The sequence below is a fragment of the Aestuariibaculum marinum genome (assembly GCF_014596975.1).
GTDB classification, from domain to species: domain Bacteria; phylum Bacteroidota; class Bacteroidia; order Flavobacteriales; family Flavobacteriaceae; genus Aestuariibaculum; species Aestuariibaculum marinum.
The window spans coordinates 170625-190488 of the sequence record NZ_JACVXD010000002.1; the positions used below are offsets into that span (position 1 = coordinate 170625).

The window sequence follows — 19864 nt, forward strand, 5'->3', positions numbered from 1 at the left end:
TTATGAAGTTATACCCTATAAACGCTGGTAATTTTAAACTGGATGGTGGTGCTATGTTTGGCGTTGTTCCAAAATCATTATGGCAAAAAACCAACCCTGCCGATGCTAACAATATGATTGATATTGCTGCTCGCTGTTTACTTATTGAAGACGGTGATCGATTAACTTTAATTGATACTGGCATGGGTAATAAACAATCAGATAAGTTTTTTGGATATTACCATTTGTGGGGTGATGATAGCATTGATAAATCGTTAAAACAATACGGTTTTCATCGTGATGATATTACCGATGTCTTTTTAACGCATTTACATTTCGACCATAGTGGAGGCGCCATTCAATGGAATAAAGACCGTACCGGTTACGAGCCTGCCTTTAAAAATGCGCATTATTGGAGTAATGAAAACCACTGGCAATGGGCGACACAACCTAATCGTAGAGAACAGGCTTCTTTTTTAAAGGAAAATTTACTGCCAATGGAAGAAAGTGGACAATTAAAGTTTACGGCGCTTCCTAAAGGAGATCTTTTAAAACAATCGGAATTAGGTTTCGATATCTTTTTTGCCGATGGCCACACGGAAAAACAAATGATTCCACTGATTCAATATCAAGGTAATACCATAGCTTTTATGGCCGATTTATTGCCAACAGCAGGACATTTACCCTTACCATACGTTATGGGCTATGATACCCGCCCATTATTAACGTTAGATGAAAAGGAAAAATTCTTAAACCTCGCAGCAGACCAAAACTTCTATTTGTTTTTAGAACACGATGCACATAACCAGATTATCACGGTTCAGCATACCGAAAAAGGCGTTCGATTAAAAGACGTTTTTACTGCCGAGGACATGTTCAAATAAAAATTAGATTAAAATAATTACAATCAAAATGAAAACAATTCAAAGATTATCATTAACAGTGGCTGCAACTGCCCTATTATCTGGTTGCGGTGGCTCTAGTTTCATATCAACACCTGTTGAAAATATCGATTCTTCGCCATTAAAAGTTTCTGAATTAACCGAGAGAGAAAAACAAACTTGGGGACATTTAGATTTAGTAAAAGACACCATTCCTGGAATGAGTGTTGAAAAAGCATACGAAGAGTTACTTAAAAACAAAAAAGGAGCTAGCGTTATCGTAGCTGTAATCGATTCTGGTATTGATATCGATCATGAAGATTTGAATGATGTGCTTTGGACAAACGAAGATGAAATTCCAGGAAACGGTATTGACGATGATAAAAACGGTTATGTTGATGATGTCCACGGATGGAATTTCTTAGGTGATGGTTACGACGAGCAATTAGAGCTTACTCGTATTGTTGCAAAAGGAGATACAAGCAATCCTCAATATGCAGCTGCTAAAGCGGAATACGATGAAGAGTTTCAAACATGGAATGACAGAAAAATGCGTTACGAGCAAATCTATGCGCAATTAAAATCTGCCGATGAAACATTTACGAAACACTTCGGAAAAGCAGATTATACCAAAGAAGAAATTAACGCTATTGGAGCAACGACTGATGAAGATTTAAACAAAGCGGTGCAAATGGCTAAGTTTATGTTCAGCAACGGTTTAGACTCTCTTCAAGATGCTAAAGAAGAAATTAACAGTGGTTTAGAGCACTTCGCTGAACGTTTAAACTACAACCTAAACTTGAACTTTAATGGTCGTGTAACTGGAGATAACCCAGACGATATGTCGACTAAATACTACGGAAACGGAAACGTTAAACCAGTAAAAAAATCAGAAAGTCACGGTACACACGTAGCTGGTATTATTGCTGCTGAACGTGGAAATGGAAAAGGTGTAGATGGTGTTGCTAACAACGTTAAAATTATGTCTTTAAGAGCGGTACCAAATGGTGATGAGTATGATAAAGATATTGCATTAGCTATTCGTTACGCTGTAGATAACGGTGCAAAAGTAATTAACGGAAGTTTTGGAAAAAGCTATTCTCCACACAGCGATTGGGTACGTGAAGCAATTAAATATGCTGCTGACAACGATGTGATTTTTGTTCACGCTGCTGGAAACGAAAGTAAAGATGTTGATGTGAAACCTAACTTCCCAGACGATAACGTAAACTACGTTGAAGTCGCTAATAACTACATTAGAGTAGGTGCTTTAGAACCTAAATACGGTTCAGGATTATTAGCTAGTTTTTCTAACTATGGTAAAAAGAATGTAGATGTATTTGCTCCAGGAGCTAAAATTTACTCAACAACTCCAGAAAACGAGTACGATACTAAAGGAGGTACATCTATGGCTGCTCCTGCTGTAGCTGGTGTTGCCGCTTTAATTCGTTCTTATTTCCCTGATTTAAGCGCTGGTCAAGTAAAACAAATTATTTTAGATTCTGGTCTAGCCTTAAACCTTAAAGTTGTTGTTGCTGGTGACACTAACGATGTTAGACCATTTAGCGAGTTAACTACTTCAGGTAGAATAGTTAATGCTTACAATGCTTTAATTATGGCTGCTAAAGAATCTTCAGCCAAATAAAAGATGATATTCTATTAAAAAAAGAGGCATATGCCTCTTTTTTTAATTATAGACTTTTGGTATTTTACTCCAAGAGCGTTACGTTTAACAAAACTAATAATCCCTTAGATGAAACAATTTTTTATCTCTATTTTAAGTCTGTCATTATTGGCATCTTGTGGTGGTTCTAAAGAATATACTACAATTACGCCAACAGTTCCGGTCATTCCTAATACACCGGCAGCATCAACCTACTGGCAACAACATGTAGATTACACTATGGATATTGATATGAATGTAAACAACTATCAATATCAAGGAAAACAAACGCTGGTTTACACCAACAATTCACCGGATGTTTTAAACAAAGTATTTTACCATTTATACTTTAATGCCTTCCAACCGGGTAGCGAAATGGACGTACGTTCGCGCACTATTGCCGACCCAGACGCTCGTGTAGGCGACCGCATAAGTAAACTTAGTCCTGATGAAATCGGATATATTAAAATTAACTCATTGAAACAAAATGGTACTTCACTAACTTACGATACTGTTGGTACTGTTTTAGAAGTCGAACTTGCAAAACCTATTCAACCGGGAGAGCGTGTAACCTTCGATATGCTTTTCGATGCTCAGGTACCGGTACAAATCCGTCGTTCGGGAAGAAATAATAAAGAGGGAGTTGCACTTTCTATGACTCAGTGGTACCCAAAATTAGCTGAATACGATTTTGAAGGCTGGCATACCGACCCATATATTGGTCGTGAATTCCACGGTGTTTGGGGTAATTTCGATGTAACACTTCACATTGATAAAACTTATGTAGTAGGAGGGACAGGGTACCTTCAAAACCCTAATGAAGTAGGTCATGGTTACGAAACATCAACTGTAAATCGCCCTGATGGAGAAAAACTAACCTGGCATTTTGTGGCGCCTAATGTGCATGACTTTACCTGGGCTGCCGATCCAGAGTATATTCACGATACTTTAAAATCGTCAAATGGACCTACATTACACTTTTTATACAAAAAGACTTTAGATAAGGAAAAACTTAATTATTGGAAAAAATTCCAGCCAAAAGCAGCAGAATTAATTCAGTATTATAGTGAGCACGTAGGAACGTATCCATATAAGCAATACTCTGTTATTCAAGGAGGCGATGGCGGTATGGAATATGCCATGTGTACATTAATTACGGGAGACAGAAGTTTTGGTAGTCTGGTAGGCGTTACTGCTCACGAAATGGCACATACCTGGTTTCAGTTCTTATTAGCCACTAACGAAACAAAACACGAATGGATGGACGAAGGGTTTACCAGCTATATTAGTGATTTCGCTATGAATGAGATCATGAATGAAGGAAAAGAAAACCCGACAGCGGCAGCATACAAAAACTATATTTATTTAGCTAAATCTGGCAAAGAACAACCACTTTCTACGCAAGCCGATCGCTACCAGTTTAATCAAGCGTATAGCATTTCGGCATATAGTAAAGGTGAAGTGTTCTTATCTCAATTAGGGTATGTAATCGGCGAAGAAAACTTGAAAAAAACAATCAAGAAATACTTTAATGATTTTTCATTTAAACACCCAAGACCTATTGATATTATCCGCTCTGCCGAAAAAGTATCTGGTTTAGAGTTAGATTGGTATTTAATCGATTTTACACAAACAACAAACACCATAGATTACGGTGTTAAAGTTATAAATGGTGAAAATATTACCCTTGAGCGTATTGGCCTAATGCCAATGCCTTTAGATTTAACTGTAACCTACACCGACGGAACTACTGAAGATTTCTACATTCCGTTACAAATGATGCGTGGTGAAAAGCCAACTACAGCAACTATTGCCCCAGATTGGGCCTGGGCATACCCGGTTTACACGTTAAAAGCAAATAAAGCTGTAAAATCTGTACAAATCGACCCTAAAGAATTGATGGCAGACATTAATAAAGAAAACAATAAAATGTAAATTCATTCCTCATTTTATTTTAAGTAACAAAAGGCTTCTTTTTTATTAAAAGAGGCCTTTTGTTGTTTCCTATAAAATCAAATAATTTTAAAATGATTGTGCCAACACTTTATTTTTTAATACCTTCGTGTTGTAAACTTTAGGGGTGTTCTAATATTTAGAACTGAGACATACCCTTTGAACCTGATACGGTTAGTACCGTCGAAGGGAAAAGTTGAATAGCCTGTTGCAATACAGACTAGCACACCTTTTCATAAACACACTTCAAATCGCGAAGTGTCTTTTTTCAAAGTCTTTATTTTCCTCTATGGTTTACAATATAAAATGTATTGTAAATGATAACCATTCAACTTAACGAACGTAAGTTAAATATTGATGCCAATGTCAATGTTTCACAATTACTGATTCAGGAAAACTATCCACAAATTGGCATTGCTGTAGCCATCAATCAACAAATTATTTCCAAAACCAACTGGGCAAATCAATTGCTACAGGATGGCGATAATATCCTCATTATTCAGGCAACCCAAGGGGGATAATTAAACTTTGAAAAACCACAACTCATGAAAAATAAAGATACCGCTCCAAAGCAAGAGCAAATTACAAGAAACCCATTTCCCAACTCTAGAAAGATTTACGTTTCAGGAAAAATTCATCCTCAAATAAAAGTGGCGATGCGTGAAATTTCTTTGAGTGATACCAAAGATACCTTCACTGGAAAATTAATGCCAAACGAACCCGTAACAGTTTACGATACTTCAGGACCATATACGGATCCAAATAAAGATATCAATGTGCACAATGGTATTGAACGCATTCGTGAACAATGGATTTTAGATCGCGGAGATGTTGAACAATTAAATGAATTTTCATCTGAATATTGTAACCAGCGTTTAAACGATTCAAGCTTGGATCACATGCGTTTTTCACATTTAAAAAAGCCATTACGTGCCAAAAAAGGAAAGAATGTAACGCAATTACATTACGCTAAACAGGGGATTATTACGCCGGAAATGGAATACATTGCGATTCGTGAAAATCAGCGTATCGATGAAATGACTGAGATTAGAAAACAACATCCTGGTCAAGATTTTGGAGCTGCTATTCCTAATAAAATTACGCCAGAATTTGTTCGAGAAGAAGTGGCTCGCGGTCGTGCGGTGATTCCATCAAACATCAATCACCCGGAAGCCGAACCTATGATTTTAGGTCGCAATTTCTTAGTGAAAATTAATGCAAATATTGGTAACTCAGCCACGACTTCGTCTATTGAAGAAGAGGTTGAAAAAGCTGTTTGGGCTTGTCGTTGGGGCGCCGATAATATCATGGATTTATCTACTGGACAAAACATTCACGAGACACGCGAATGGATTATTCGTAACTCACCAGTTCCTGTTGGAACCGTACCAATTTATCAAGCTTTAGAAAAAGTAAACGGTGTTGCCGAAGATTTAACCTGGGAAATTTTCCGCGATACCTTAATAGAACAAGCCGAACAAGGTGTCGATTATTTCACAATTCACGCTGGTGTACTATTACGTTATGTGCCTATGACGGCTAAACGTGTTACTGGTATAGTTTCTCGTGGTGGTTCCATTATGGCTAAATGGTGTTTGGCGCATCACAAAGAGAGTTTCTTATATACTCATTTCGAAGAGATTTGTGAAATATTAAAACAATACGACGTGGCGTTCTCTTTAGGTGACGGCTTACGTCCGGGTTCTATTGCCGATGCTAATGATGAAGCGCAGTTTGCTGAACTGGAAACTCTAGGCGAATTAACTCAAATAGCGAGAAAACACGAAGTACAATGTTTTATTGAAGGTCCAGGTCACGTACCAATGCACATGATTAAAGAAAATATGGAAAAGCAAATCGAGGTTTGTGATGAAGCGCCTTTCTATACCTTAGGACCTTTAACCACAGATATTGCGCCGGGTTACGACCATATTACTTCTGGTATTGGGGCTGCTATGATTGGCTGGTACGGCTGTGCCATGTTGTGTTATGTAACACCTAAAGAGCATTTAGGCTTACCAAATAAAGAAGATGTTAGAGTAGGTGTGGTCACCTATAAATTAGCTGCTCATGCTTCCGATTTAGCCAAAGGGCATCCGGGTGCTCAACATCGTGACAATGCTTTAAGTATGGCGCGCTTCGAGTTCCGTTGGGAAGATCAGTTTAATCTTGGTTTAGACCCTGAGCGTGCGCGCGAATACCACGATGAAACCTTACCTGCTGAAGGTGCTAAAATTGCTCATTTCTGTTCGATGTGCGGACCAAAATTCTGCTCAATGAAGATTTCACAGGAAGTGCGTGATTTTGCTAAAGAAAATGACATTGTAGAAAACGAGGTCATTAAAAAAGGGATGAAAGAGAAATCACAAGAATTTAAAGAAAAAGGTTCTGAAGTTTACCTGTAAAAGTAAAATATGATTGTTCTAATTGCCCCTGAACATATACTTGATAATGAAATCATAATCCTTCATGAATTATTTCGTGAAGGATTACAATACTTTCATTTACGTAAACCGCATCAAGATTTTCAATTTTATAGTGATTACCTGAATCAAATAGAGACAAAATATCACAATAGAGTAGTGGTTCATGAATTTCATGAGCTTTTAGAACATTATAACTTAAAAGGCATTCATTTTCAGGAAGCTAAAAGACGAGAAACTTCAACGGAAGCTTTTCAAAAGTTAAGAAAAGAAAATAAGATTTCAATAAGCAGTTCATTTCACTCACCTGAAGAACTTGCCGATTGCAAATTTAATTTTGATTATCACTTGTTGAGTCCGGTGTTTTCATCAATTTCAAAACAAGGCTATCAAGGGCAAGGCTTCAAGGTAAATCATATTAACAAAACCATTATTGGCATGGGTGGTGTTACCACCAAAAACCTATCTGAATTTGATAAGTTAGGTTATAAGGGCGTTGGTGTTTTAGGAGGCATTTGGCAAAGTAAAACGCCTGTAGAAGATTTTAAAATCATGCAAAAGCATTACAAAAACTAATTATTTGGATACCAATACTTACATATTATCAATAGCCGGATTTGATCCGAGTAGCGGAGCAGGACTTACTCAGGATATTAAAACTTTTGAGGCTCATGGACTTTATGGCTTATCAGTTTTTACGGCTATAACCGTTCAGAATGATGTGGATTTTAAACAATGTATCTGGACAAACCCTGAAATCATTTCAGCTCAAATTGACACCTTATTTCAACGTTTTGAAATATCAGTTGTTAAAATCGGTATTGTAGAATCCTGGGAGATTTTGCTCCATATTTTAAAACAATTAAAACAGCTAAACCCTGACATAAAAATTGTTTTAGACCCTATTTTAAAAGCTAGTGCAGGTTTCGATTTTCATTCTAAAGACCATCAATCTACTTTGGATGCTATCTGGACATATTGCAATATCATCACTCCAAATTACGATGAAATTAAACGTTTATACCCCGAATTAAACATTGAGGAAACTATAGAACACATTTCTGCTTTTACAAATATCTATTTAAAAGGCGGTCATCGTAAAGACAAAAAAGGCTGGGACGAGCTATATTATAACCGCATTGTTATGGTAAACATTCCACCAAATACAGAAACTATTTCTGAAAAACATGGTAGTGGTTGTGTATTATCGTCGGCTTTAGCTTCTAATTTGACTTTAGATATTCCTTTGGAAGACGCCTCAAAACTTGCTAAATATTACACAGAACGATTCTTAAATTCTAACTCTAGTTTACTTGGAGAACATGCCTATCAAACAAAAACATAATATTATGAACATCGCTAAATTACATTATATATCACAAGGACAAACGCCAGAAGAACATCTGCATAATATCCAAAAAGCCTGTACTTATGGCGCCGAACTGGTACAACTTCGTCTAAAAAACACAGACCAAAACACCTTACTAAAAACTGCTGAAAAAGCACGAGAAATTACTGGACATTTTCAAACACGATTAATCATAAACGACCATTATAAAATAGCAAAAACAGTGAATGCTGATGGGGTTCACTTAGGAAAAACCGATGCTTGTCCTTTAGAAGCTCGTGAGCATTTAGGTAAGTGGTTTATAATTGGAGGCACCGCAAATACCCTTGAAGATTGCCAAAATCTAATTAATAAAAAAGTCGATTATATTGGTTTAGGTCCTTTTAGATTCACTCAAACCAAAGACAATTTAAGTCCGATTTTAGGTTTTGAAGGCTATCAGTCGATAGTTAAGCAATTAAAATCTACAACTCCAATAATTGCCATTGGTGGTATTGTTGAACAGGATATTCCACAACTTTTACAAACCGGAATTTACGGTATTGCCATGTCTGGTGCTATTACAGAAAATTTCAATAACATTTCAACCTTCAACAAGTTACTAAACGCATCAGCAACTTTTGAACAACGACACACTTTTTAATTATGAACGATTTATTACACATAGCCGATAAAACATTTCAATCCAGATTATTCACCGGAACGGGAAAATTCAGTTCCAACCAACTCATGTCTGATGCTTTAATAGAAAGCGAAAGTGAACTGATTACCGTTGCTTTAAAACGTGTAGACGTGAATAATGAACAAGACAAAATGCTAAAAAGTATTATGCGTCCACACATTAATTTACTGCCAAATACGTCAGGTGTTCGCGATGCTAAAGAAGCTATTTTCGCGGCCCAATTGGCTCGTGAAGCTTTAGAGACCAACTGGATTAAACTAGAAATTCACCCAGATCCAAAATACTTATTACCTGATCCTATTGAGACATTAAAAGCAGCTGAAGAATTAGTAAAATTAGGATTTGTGGTGATGCCATACATTCATGCCGATCCCGTTTTATGCAAACGATTAGAAGATGTTGGCGCCCAATGTGTGATGCCATTAGGCGCTCCAATAGGAACCAATAAAGGCTTAAAGACACTTGATTTCTTAGAAATTATTATAGAACAAAGTAATGTACCTGTTATTGTCGATGCTGGAATTGGGAGTCCATCGCATGCGGCTTATGCCATGGAAATTGGTGCCGATGCAGTTTTGGTAAATACCGCTATTGCCGTTTCTCAAAATCCTGTTATTATGGCTAAAGCCTTTAAAATGGCTGTTGAAGCTGGCCGTATGGCTTACAATTCCAAATTGGCTTCTGTGAAACACCATGCTGAAGCGAGCAGCCCTTTAACCAGTTTTTTAAACTAAAAACTCATTATGAATACTTCATTTCAAACCCTATTCGATACGTATAATTGGGATGATACTTTAGCCAGTATTAATGCTAAAACATCACAGGATGTTGAATTTGCACTGGCTAAAACCAAGCGTGATTTAGAAGATTTTAAAGCGCTTATTTCACCTGCCGCTAAACCGTATTTAGAGCAAATGGCGCAACAAAGCCGATTAATTACTAAAAAGCGTTTTGGAAATACCATTCAAATGTATGTGCCTATGTATTTATCTAACGAATGCCAAAACATTTGTACCTATTGTGGTTTTAGTATGACCAATAAAATTCCGCGTCGCACCTTAACCGATGCCGAAATTTTAAAGGAAGTCGCTTTCCTAAAAGAAAAAGGTTACGATCATATTTTACTAGTTACTGGTGAAGCCAATAAAACGGTTGGCGTGCCGTATATAAAACATGCGATGGAATTGATTAAAGATCAATTTTCGAATATTACTATTGAAGTTCAGCCATTACACCAAGATGAATATGAAGAACTAATTCAAGCTAATTTATATGCCGTTTTAGTCTATCAGGAAACGTATCACAGAGCTGAATATAAAAAACATCACCCGAAAGGGAAAAAGTCAAATTTCGACTTCCGACTAGAAACACCAGACCGCTTAGGTCGTGCCGGAATTCATAAAATTGGACTAGGCGCTTTGTTCGGATTGGAAGACTGGCGTGTCGATAGTTTCTTTACCGCACTACATTTAAAGTACCTTCAAAAGACGTATTGGAAAACAAAATATTCAATTTCTTTTCCTAGATTAAGACCGCATAGCGGTGGCTTAGAACCCAAAGTAGAAATGACCGATCGCGACTTAGTACAAACCATTTGTGCCTTTAGATTGTTAGATGAAGATGTGGAATTATCGATGAGTACACGAGAAAGTGAAACCTTTAGAAATAACATTGTGCACCTTGGAGTAACTTCATTAAGTGCCGAATCGAAAACCAATCCGGGTGGTTATGTTGTAGAACCACAATCCTTAGAACAATTTGAAATTTCAGATGAACGCCCTACCGAAACTATTGCTAAAATGCTTCAGAACAATGGTTTGGAACCTGTTTGGAAAGACTGGGAAAACAATTGGTAAATTATAGTATTTTAATCTCGATTATCGAGTAGAATTTTGACATTGCATAACATTTAAAGTACCTTTATACTTTTAAAATTTTCAACCTAAAAGCATGCTAAATTCAATTAAAACAAAAACCTTTAAAACATTAATTCTTGCCCTTATTCTATCTTCAACTTCAGGTTTTGCACAAACCGAAAGTTTATGGGATAAAGCAAGTGGTTGGGTTAAGGAATTAAACTTAAATGACGAATCGAAGGAAACCACAGTTACCTCTTTAATTACATCGCATTTAACGGCCGTTCGCAACTGGCATAACAGTCATTCGTTTGAAGAAGTTCCAGCAGGAATAAACCCAAGGACCGGAGAAAAACTATCAGATTTAGACCGTTCTATTATTGCTGATTCAGCCATGCCAGATAATGTTCATACCGATTTAATGACAGGTTTAAATAATAATTTAACTGAAGATCAGGTAGAATTTATTCTAGATAAATATACCATTGGAAAAGTCGATTTCACTATGAAAGCCTATCGTGAAATCGTTCCTTATCTAAAGCCTTACGAAGAAGCTGAGCTCATTAAAAACCTAAAAGAAGCTCGCGAAATGGCAATTGATTTTAAAAGTATGAAACAGATTTCAGCTATTTTCGAAATCTATAAGACTAAAAACGAACAGTTTTTAAACAATAATGGTCGTAACTGGCGAAAAATGTATAAAAACTATGTGGATAAAATGAAAGCCAAAAAAGAGAGTAATCAATAATACAGAAAAACATAGAAATCAATTTACAAGAATCACTTATTTATTAAGTGATTTTTTTATTTCCGTACCTTTGAAAAATTAAATGACACATCTTGAAATTTACTTACAATAAAAACGAAAAACTAAAAAGTAAAAAACTGATTGATCAGCTCTTTAGCGAAGGCCAATCTGTTTCGGCTTACCCTTTACGTTTAGTGTATATGCCTACAGCTTTTAATGAAGATATTATTGCTAAAACAGGAGTTTCTGTAAGTAAACGTCAGTTTAAAACCGCCGTAGATCGTAACCGAATAAAACGTTTGTTAAGAGAAGCTTACCGCCTGAATAAGGGTGTATTTTTTAACAACATTTCTACACAATATGCGTTTATGATTTTGTACATTGGCAAAGACAAACCTACTTTATCCCAAATTGAAAACAGAATGCAACACTTGTTTAAGAAGTTTTTAAACAAGGTTTCTGAAACTGAAAACAAGTCTCATGATGAAAAAAGTACTTAAAAAACGCATTATTATTCCGATACTGGCTTGTGGTTTATTTTTTACCACAACGGCCTTTCAAAATGATTTTTTTGAGATTGCAAAACAGCTGGAAATCTTTACCACCTTGTTTAAAGAACTCAACATGAATTATGTTGACGAAACCAATCCAGGGGACTTAATGGATACAGCTATAAAAAGCATGTTAGCCGATTTAGACCCGTATACCAACTTCATGAACGAGCAAGATGTTGAAGCGGTCAGAATTAATAATACAGGCGATTACACGGGTATTGGAGCTAAAGTAAAAACCTTAAAAGATAAGTTAATTATTGTTGAACCCTACAAAGATTATCCAGCAGATAAAGCGGGTTTAAAAGCGGGCGACGAAATTATAAAAGTAGGTAATAACCTTATTGAAGATTATAAAGAAGATACCGGAGAACTCTTAAGAGGTGTTACCGGAAGTTCTGTTGAAGTGACTTATAAACGCCAGGGAAAAACCAATACAGCCACTATAAACCGCGCCGAAGTAGAAATTAAAGCAGTCCCTTATTTTTCATTAATAAATGACAAGACAGGGTATATTGTTTTATCGCGTTTTAATAATAAAGCAGCAGCCGAAACAAATTATGCCTTACGTGATTTAAAAGCACAAGGCGCTCAAAAAATTATTCTAGATTTAAGAGGAAATCCTGGAGGACTGTTAAACGAAGCCATTAAAATTGTCAACCTGTTTGTACCTAAAGGGCAGTTGGTGGTTACTACAAAATCGAAGGTTAAAAAGTATAATAAAACTTATTACACACAAGGCAATCCTATCGATACAGAAATTCCTTTAGTGGTTTTAATTGATGGTGGCAGTGCCTCGGCAAGTGAGATTGTTTCTGGATCTTTACAGGATTTAGATCGTGCGGTTATTGTTGGTTCCAGAAGTTTTGGAAAAGGACTGGTACAACGCCCTAAAGAGCTTATTTACGGGACTCAGGTTAAGATTACCATTTCAAGGTATTACACGCCTTCTGGTCGTTGCATTCAGGCCTTAGATTATTGGCACCGTAACGACAAAGGCGAAGCTGTAAGAGTAAAACAGGAGAACTATAACGAATACAAAACTAAAAACGGTAGAAAAGTATTTGATGGCGGTGGCATTTTCCCAGATGCCAGTTTCGATGCTTCGAACAATTCTGCGATTACCAGCGCTATTGTAAACAACGATTTGGTGTTTGATTATGCAACAGACTACTACTACAATCATAAATTAGATAACGTCGATAATTTTAAATTAACAGATACCGATTTTAACGATTTTAAAAGCTATTTAAAGGCTAATAATTTCTCATTCGAAACCGAAACCGAAAAAGCTTTAAATAAAGCCTTCGAAACCGCTACAAAGGAAGAATTAAACGATAATATAGAAAAGGATTATAAAACCCTTCTAACGAATTTAAATAAGTCTAAAACCAGTATTATCGACGCTAATAAAGATTATTTATTAGAGTTATTAACTGAAGAGATTGTTAAACGTTATGTATACCGTGAAGGCTTGTACGATTATTATAAAACACACGATACGAAAATTAAGAAGGCGACCGAAATTCTTAGTAATCCTTCAACTTACAACGATTATTTACATTAGTTCTTAGGGAATTTTAAAAAAAATTCATTTAAAATAGTATATTTATAATCCTGTCTTTTGCCGCAGATTATGAATAAACTAGTAACCTTTATACTCATATTTTTAGGGAACCTTACCTATGCTCAAAATAATATTACTCACGAAGTTTATTTTGAAACAGATAAATATGAAGTGATTCCAACCGAAGAAAACAGGTTATTACTTTTCATTTCAGGGTTAGCAGACATCGATATTGAGTCTATTGCCATCTTTGGTTTTTGTGATGATGTCGGCGCCGATAGTTATAATTTAAAACTTTCAAAACAACGCGCTGAAGCGATTAAAGGTATTCTTTCTAATCATGAAATTAGTGAAAATGTCATCACAAATGTCGATGGAAAAGGTGAGGTTTTACTAAAAATTGTAAACGAAACCAACGTCGCAAAAATTAGAGGTCTCAACCGAAAAGTAGAAATTATAATCAATCCTAAACCACCTATTCTTCCAAAAAAAGAAGAGAAAAAAATTGAAGTTCCTGTTGAAGAAACACCCTTAGAAACTGCCGAAATTTTAAAAGGAGAAGTAAAGGTTGGTGATAAAATTCGCTTTGAAAATATTCTATTTAAAACAGGGTATAGTGTGATTAATCCTGACTCAAAAAAAATACTTAACGATATTGCGAATGTCTTGGTAGAACGTGAAGATATTTACTTTACTATTGAAGGTCATGTATGCTGTACACAGTTTAGCAGAGATGCCATAGATCGTAAAACGAAACAACGTAATTTATCTGTTGCCAGAGCCAAATACGTATATGATTATTTTGCAAAAAAAGGGGTGAGTAAAAAGCGTATGCGTTACTTAGGTATGCGTCGAAAATTTCCTTTAGGCGGCGACCCAAAATACGATCGTCGCGTAGAAATTGTCATTAATTATATTGATGACAGACCAAACAGACGAGAAGAAAGTAAATAATATAATAAGTTAAAACTTCATAAAATGAATACGTTTCTAACAGTATTAATAACCCTCTTAGCCTTTGTTTTAATCACTTTTTTATACTGGAAATTAACTAATGGTTATGTAAAAAAACTATACGGAAAACCACTTTGGAAACAATGGGGTTCTAAAATGTATTATTGGACTACCGCTATAGCTGTGAGCACTGCTCTTACTGTACTGTTAATTTATGTTGTTAAAAACGTAAAATTTTAGAATAATCAAGTTACTCTTTTACCATAGCAATATGCGGAATATCATCTTCCAGATAGCTTTCTCCCACTTCTACAAAACCTAAATTTTTATAAAAATTCTTGAGATAAACTTGTGCTGAAAGTCGAATAGTAGTTTCATTAAAATGTGTTTTGATAGCTGAAATTGCCGCCTTCATAATATCGTATCCATACTTAAAATCACGTTCATTTAAATGTACAACTACACGCCCGATACTCGAAAATTCAAAGTAATCTCCAGGCTTAAAAATACGTGAATAAGCTACTATTTTTCCATTTTTAAACCCTAAAATATGAAGTGCTTTTTGGTCCTTTCCATCCACATCCTGATACACACAATCCTGTTCAACCACAAAAACTTCCGAGCGTAATTGTAAAACATTGTATAACTCATCAACTGATAATTCATCAAAAGCTTTGACTTGTATTTGCAGCATATTTCAGATATTAATAATTAACCTCTACACTTATTAACAAGATACTAAATTTTTTAATCTTGCACAATAATATGCTTATCATCTGATTTTCTGAATTCTGGTTGAATATTAACATGATTGATATGATACCTTATTAACACTAAATCTTCTATATTGTGCAAAACTTCATCGAACTGCGACAGGGTAATATCCTCTTGAAAATCGATGTGAGCCTCTAAATGAACTTCATCTTCGTTAAGCTGCCACACATGCACATGGTGTACATTCTTAATAGCATCGAATGCAGAAATCTCATTTACAATTTTTTGAATAGGCACATGATCTGGTGTAAAGAGCATCAACACTTTAGTAGACGATTTTAATAAATCGTACCCCATATAAATCAAATAAATAGCAATCGCTAATGTTAAAGCACTATCTACCCAGAAAATCTGGTAATACTTCATTAACAAGCCACCAATAAGCACCGCAACACTTGCTAACATGTCTGTTAATAAGTGTAAATAAGCACTACGCATATTCATGTTAGATTCACTATCTTTTTTTAATAGTAACACACTGGCACCGTTAGCGATAATAGCAATTAACGATAACCAAATTACCAGTCCGGTTTTGATTTCTTCAGGGTGTTGAAAACGTTTAATAGCTTCAATAATTAAAAGAATAGCAACAATTATTAAAGTAGAAGCATTTATAAAAGCAGCAAGAATTTCAGCCCGTTTATATCCGAAGGTTCTGTCAATAGAAGCTTGCTTTTTGGAAAGTTTATTAGCAACGTAACTAACTATTAATGAAAGAACATCACTAAAATTATGAAGTGCATCACTAAGTAATGCTAAACTACCAGACACTAAACCACCAATAATTTGAGAGGCCGTAATAACAATATTTAATACTATAGATATTAAAAGATTACGGCCCTTTAAATCGTTGTGCGCATGCGCGTGGTTATGCGAGTGCTCGTGTGACATTTAACAAGATACAGGAATTTTATCTATGCGAGTCTGGTGTCTGCCACCTTCAAATTCTGTACTTAAAAAAACATCGACCATTTCAACAGCTTGCTGAATCGCTGTAAATCTGGCTGGTATACATAATATGTTGGCATTATTATGACTACGAATTAAATGTACAATCTCTTTATTCCAACATAAACCGGCACGTATTTTTTGGTGTTTATTAGCAGTCATAGCCACACCATTAGCACTACCACAGATTAAGATTCCAAAATCGGCATCTTTATTTTCAACATCGGTAGCTACCGGGTGAACAAAATCGGCGTAATCTACACTATCATTACTATCTGTACCATAGTTTTTTATAGTATAGCCTTTTGATTCTAAATGCTTTACGATAGCGAATTTATAATCAGTTCCAGCGTGATCGTTTCCTATAGAAATATTCATTGTTTATGTATTAAAGTAAAATATACTGCAAAAGTACTAACTAAAAATGACTTACAAGAGTTGTCGATTAGTATATTAACAACTTGTTAATAGGTGTTAATACTAACTCAAAAAAAAATCATTGTTCTTTCAATTTTTTTTCCAAACAAAAACAGCAAGCACATCTCCAAAAAATAACTCTACTTTTTTTAGCAAAATTATTAGACACAAAAATAACGGATATAAACAGAGATATTAAAATTAAATATCAAAAAATAGCTGTTAGTATTGGTTATCAACAGCTGTTAATAGACCTATAAAATCAATTAAATATTAAGCATTTACAATGTTTATATCTGTTAACAACCATCTAATAGCTTGTAAAGAACGAATATTCCTAATCATCTCTAAAAAAGTTATTCCAGATATTAACAGACTATAATAACAAGTATTTTTTTTTTAATTTTTAAAAGAAGATAAATGATAATTATATCTATTGTGAATAACTCTGTTTTTCATTTCTTGCTTTAATTTTTGATTTGATGGTTATGGCGTATTCATAATTTCAAAGAACCTAAGTTTAAAGTTCGGTTTTTAAAAAGGCTTTTGATATTTTAGTTATTAGAAGTTTTCATTTGGTTTAAACAGGTTCTTTTTGATAATTAACATTCTCTAAACCTTGTTTCAATTTTTAATTGTAACTTTGAAAAAGAAATAGCTGTCACTTCCGCTTTTATCACAAGCTATTTTTATAACAGATTTTCCTGTATCTTAGGAAATGAAAATGATCACAGAAATTACATGAGTAAAAAGAAAAAAAGGAAATCAAGAAATGGCATTTCCAACCTATCAAATACAATTCTTAGTATTTTAAAAAAAGAAAGAAACCAGGCTTTTAACTATAAACAAATTGCTGCTAAGTTAGGAGTGAATGATGCGAGCAGCAGAAATCAAATTATAAAAAAATTACGCGACCTACAAGGAAAGAATGAAATTGAAGAAGTTGATCGCGGAAAATTCAAAGCTGTTATTAACACCGAGTACCACACGGGTATTTTAGATCTGTCTGGTAAAGGTACCGGATATGTAATTTGCGACGACTTCGATGACGATGTTTTTATCGCCTCAAATAATATCAACAAAGCCCTGAATGGAGACCAAGTTGAATTTTACGTTTATAAGCGCCGTAAACGCGGTAAAATGGAAGGGGAGATAGTCAATATCATAAAACGAGAGAAAAACGAATACGTGGGCGTTATACAGCTTCATGAGAAGTATGCGTTCGTTATTGCCGACAGCAATAAAATGTATAAAGATATTTTTATCCCGATTAACAAGGTTAATAAAGCTGAAGATGGGGATAAAGTTTTAGTCCGTTTAGAAGACTGGCCAGAGAAAGCCGATTCACCTTACGGGAAAGTGATTGAGGTTTTAGGTAAACCAGGAGAACACAATACTGAAATTCATGCCATTCTTGCCGAATATGGTTTACCGTTTGAATTTCCATATGAAGTTGAAAAGTATGCTAATAATTTAGATACGTCGATTACAGCTGAAGAAATTGCCAAGCGTCGAGACATGCGTAACGATTTAACCTTTACTATCGATCCTAAGGACGCCAAAGATTTTGATGATGCGTTATCCTTCACTGTGCTTAAAAATGGCTTATATGAGATTGGAATACACATTGCAGACGTGTCGCACTACGTTAAAGAAGGTACGGTTTTAGATGATGAAGCTTACGAGCGTGCAACATCGGTGTATTTAGTGGATCGTGTGGTGCCTATGTTGCCGGAAGTTTTATCTAACAATGCTTGTTCATTACGCCCGCATGAAGAGAAGTATACCTTTTCTGCTGTTTTTCAAATGAACGATAAATGCGAAATTAAAAATGAATGGTTTGGTAGAACCGTAACCTACAGTGATGCGCGTTTTACTTACGAAGAAGCACAATCGATTATCGAATCGAAAACAAATGACATTCCGCAAGAGGTTTCTTTAACTGGTGAAGCGTATCAAGCCGATCAAAAAATTGCAGATGCGATTTTAAAAATGGATGAACTTGCGAAAAAAATGCGAAACAAACGTATGAAGTCTGGAGCGATTTCTTTTGACAAAGTTGAAGTGAAATTTAACTTGGATGAAAATGCAAATCCAATTGGTGTATTTTTTAAAACCAGTAAAGATGCTAATAAGCTCATTGAAGAATTTATGTTATTAGCCAACCGAAAAGTGTCTGAATTTATTGGAAAACAATCACCGAAAAAAACATTTGTATATCGTGTACATGATGAACCGGATGTAAGTAAGCTGGCCAATTTACAAGGCATTGTTTCGAAGTTTGGATACAAACTGAATTTTAAAGACCGAAAAACAACGTCGGCGTCATTAAATAATTTATTAACCGAAGTTGTTGGTAAAAAGGAACAAAATCTTGTAGATACTTTAGCGATTCGAAGTATGAGCAAAGCTGAATATACCACGCACAATATTGGTCATTACGGATTAGCGTTCGATTATTATAGTCATTTTACCTCACCAATTCGTCGTTATCCTGATGTGATGGCGCATCGATTGTTGCAACATTATCTCGATGGCGGAAAATCGGCAAACGAAGAAGCTTACGAAGATAAATGTAAACATTCCAGCGATATGGAAAATTTAGCCACTAAAGCCGAACGTGATTCTATCAAGTACATGCAAATTCGTTTTATGGAAGATCATAAAGACGAACAGTTTGTTGGTGTGATTTCAGGCGTAACCGACTGGGGTATTTATGTCGAAATTATCGATAATAAATGTGAAGGAATGGTAAGTGTTCGCGATATGAACGACGACCATTATGCGTTCGATCAGGATTTATATGCCATGATTGGTCGCTCCACAAAAAACATGTACCAGTTAGGAGACGAAGTTGTAGTAAAAGTTAAAAATACCGATTTAGTTAAAAAACATCTCGACTTTAACCTGATTGGGAAATACGAAGGATAGTATATTTAAAATATTAATTTAACGTCATTACGAGGAAGTATGACGAAGTAATCTTTTTACTAGGAGTTCCTTATTTAAGATTACTTCATTTCACTACGTTTCATTCGTAATGACGTTATTTTTTTAACCCGTCAGTTCGATTGATTTTCGATGAATTAGAAAATTGTATCGAGAACGTTTTTAAATTCA

General features: G+C 35.2%; 19 protein-coding genes and 1 riboswitch. Of the genes, 16 read left to right on the plus strand and 3 right to left on the minus strand.

The genetic code is table 11. The annotated features are described in order from the left end of the window. Positions 1-2 precede the first annotated feature (2 nt). The 15 genes from ICJ85_RS04625 to ICJ85_RS04695 all read left to right on the plus strand — a co-directional run bounded on the left by ICJ85_RS04625 (position 3) and on the right by ICJ85_RS04695 (position 14845). The gene (locus ICJ85_RS04625) at positions 3-863 is read left to right on the plus strand and encodes an MBL fold metallo-hydrolase (protein WP_188222611.1); all 861 of its coding nucleotides are present in this window, start codon (positions 3-5) and stop codon (positions 861-863) included. 28 nt (positions 864-891) lie between these two features. Beyond that, entirely contained in the window at positions 892-2505 is a 1614-nt protein-coding gene (locus ICJ85_RS04630) for a S8 family peptidase (protein WP_188222612.1), read from the plus strand. Between the two features lie 108 nt (positions 2506-2613). Continuing rightward, positions 2614-4458, plus strand: coding sequence for a M1 family metallopeptidase (locus ICJ85_RS04635; protein WP_188222613.1), 1845 nt, complete (start codon positions 2614-2616; stop codon positions 4456-4458). 131 nt (positions 4459-4589) lie between these two features. Beyond that, positions 4590-4685, plus strand: a riboswitch (TPP riboswitch). Between the two features lie 108 nt (positions 4686-4793). Further along, complete coding sequence (gene thiS / locus ICJ85_RS04640) at positions 4794-4997, plus strand: sulfur carrier protein ThiS (RefSeq protein ID WP_194420811.1); 204 nt, start codon at positions 4794-4796, stop codon at positions 4995-4997. Positions 4998-5021: 24 nt separating this feature from the next. Continuing rightward, positions 5022-6881, plus strand: coding sequence for a phosphomethylpyrimidine synthase ThiC (thiC, locus tag ICJ85_RS04645; protein ID WP_188222614.1), 1860 nt, complete (start codon positions 5022-5024; stop codon positions 6879-6881). 9 nt (positions 6882-6890) lie between these two features. Next, a complete protein-coding gene (locus tag ICJ85_RS04650) occupies positions 6891-7475 on the plus strand; it encodes a thiamine phosphate synthase (protein ID WP_188222615.1) in 585 nt (194 codons plus the stop codon). Positions 7476-7479: 4 nt separating this feature from the next. Next, positions 7480-8244 (plus strand): hydroxymethylpyrimidine/phosphomethylpyrimidine kinase, encoded by a 765-nt coding sequence (locus tag ICJ85_RS04655; protein ID WP_188222616.1) that lies wholly within the window; start codon positions 7480-7482, stop codon positions 8242-8244. A gap of 4 nt (positions 8245-8248) precedes the next feature. After that, the gene (gene thiE / locus ICJ85_RS04660; protein ID WP_188222617.1) at positions 8249-8890 is read left to right on the plus strand and encodes a thiamine phosphate synthase; all 642 of its coding nucleotides are present in this window, start codon (positions 8249-8251) and stop codon (positions 8888-8890) included. 2 nt (positions 8891-8892) lie between these two features. Next, complete coding sequence (locus ICJ85_RS04665; protein WP_188222618.1) at positions 8893-9663, plus strand: thiazole synthase; 771 nt, start codon at positions 8893-8895, stop codon at positions 9661-9663. 9 nt (positions 9664-9672) lie between these two features. Continuing rightward, positions 9673-10785 (plus strand): 2-iminoacetate synthase ThiH, encoded by a 1113-nt coding sequence (thiH, locus tag ICJ85_RS04670; RefSeq protein ID WP_188222619.1) that lies wholly within the window; start codon positions 9673-9675, stop codon positions 10783-10785. A 94-nt stretch (positions 10786-10879) separates the two neighbouring features. Continuing rightward, the gene (locus tag ICJ85_RS04675; protein WP_188222620.1) at positions 10880-11533 is read left to right on the plus strand and encodes a DUF3826 domain-containing protein; all 654 of its coding nucleotides are present in this window, start codon (positions 10880-10882) and stop codon (positions 11531-11533) included. A 92-nt stretch (positions 11534-11625) separates the two neighbouring features. Beyond that, complete coding sequence (rnpA, locus tag ICJ85_RS04680) at positions 11626-12033, plus strand: ribonuclease P protein component (protein ID WP_188222621.1); 408 nt, start codon at positions 11626-11628, stop codon at positions 12031-12033. After that, positions 12017-13651, plus strand: a complete 1635-nt coding sequence (locus ICJ85_RS04685) for a S41 family peptidase (protein WP_188223125.1) — start codon at positions 12017-12019, stop codon at positions 13649-13651. Before rnpA ends, ICJ85_RS04685 begins: the two co-directional genes overlap by 17 nt. 69 nt (positions 13652-13720) lie before the next feature. Continuing rightward, a complete protein-coding gene (locus ICJ85_RS04690; RefSeq protein WP_188222622.1) occupies positions 13721-14605 on the plus strand; it encodes an OmpA family protein in 885 nt (294 codons plus the stop codon). Positions 14606-14629: 24 nt separating this feature from the next. Further along, complete coding sequence (locus ICJ85_RS04695) at positions 14630-14845, plus strand: hypothetical protein (protein WP_188222623.1); 216 nt, start codon at positions 14630-14632, stop codon at positions 14843-14845. Positions 14846-14855: 10 nt separating this feature from the next. Here ICJ85_RS04695 and ICJ85_RS04700 read toward each other — a convergent pair whose 3' ends face one another. Genes ICJ85_RS04700 through rpiB form a run of 3 tightly spaced genes read right to left on the minus strand, consistent with a single transcriptional unit; the run spans position 14856 to position 16705 of the window. After that, entirely contained in the window at positions 14856-15299 is a 444-nt protein-coding gene (locus ICJ85_RS04700) for a GNAT family N-acetyltransferase (protein ID WP_188222624.1), read from the minus strand. A gap of 53 nt (positions 15300-15352) precedes the next feature. Next, a complete protein-coding gene (locus tag ICJ85_RS04705) occupies positions 15353-16270 on the minus strand; it encodes a cation diffusion facilitator family transporter (RefSeq protein ID WP_188222625.1) in 918 nt (305 codons plus the stop codon). Further along, complete coding sequence (gene rpiB / locus ICJ85_RS04710) at positions 16271-16705, minus strand: ribose 5-phosphate isomerase B (RefSeq protein ID WP_188222626.1); 435 nt, start codon at positions 16703-16705, stop codon at positions 16271-16273. A 780-nt stretch (positions 16706-17485) separates the two neighbouring features. Between rpiB and rnr the strand changes: the two genes are divergently transcribed. Beyond that, positions 17486-19675: a ribonuclease R gene (gene rnr, locus ICJ85_RS04715; protein WP_188222627.1), complete on the plus strand. Its 2190-nt coding sequence runs from the start codon at positions 17486-17488 to the stop codon at positions 19673-19675. The last annotated feature ends 189 nt before the right edge of the window (positions 19676-19864 follow it).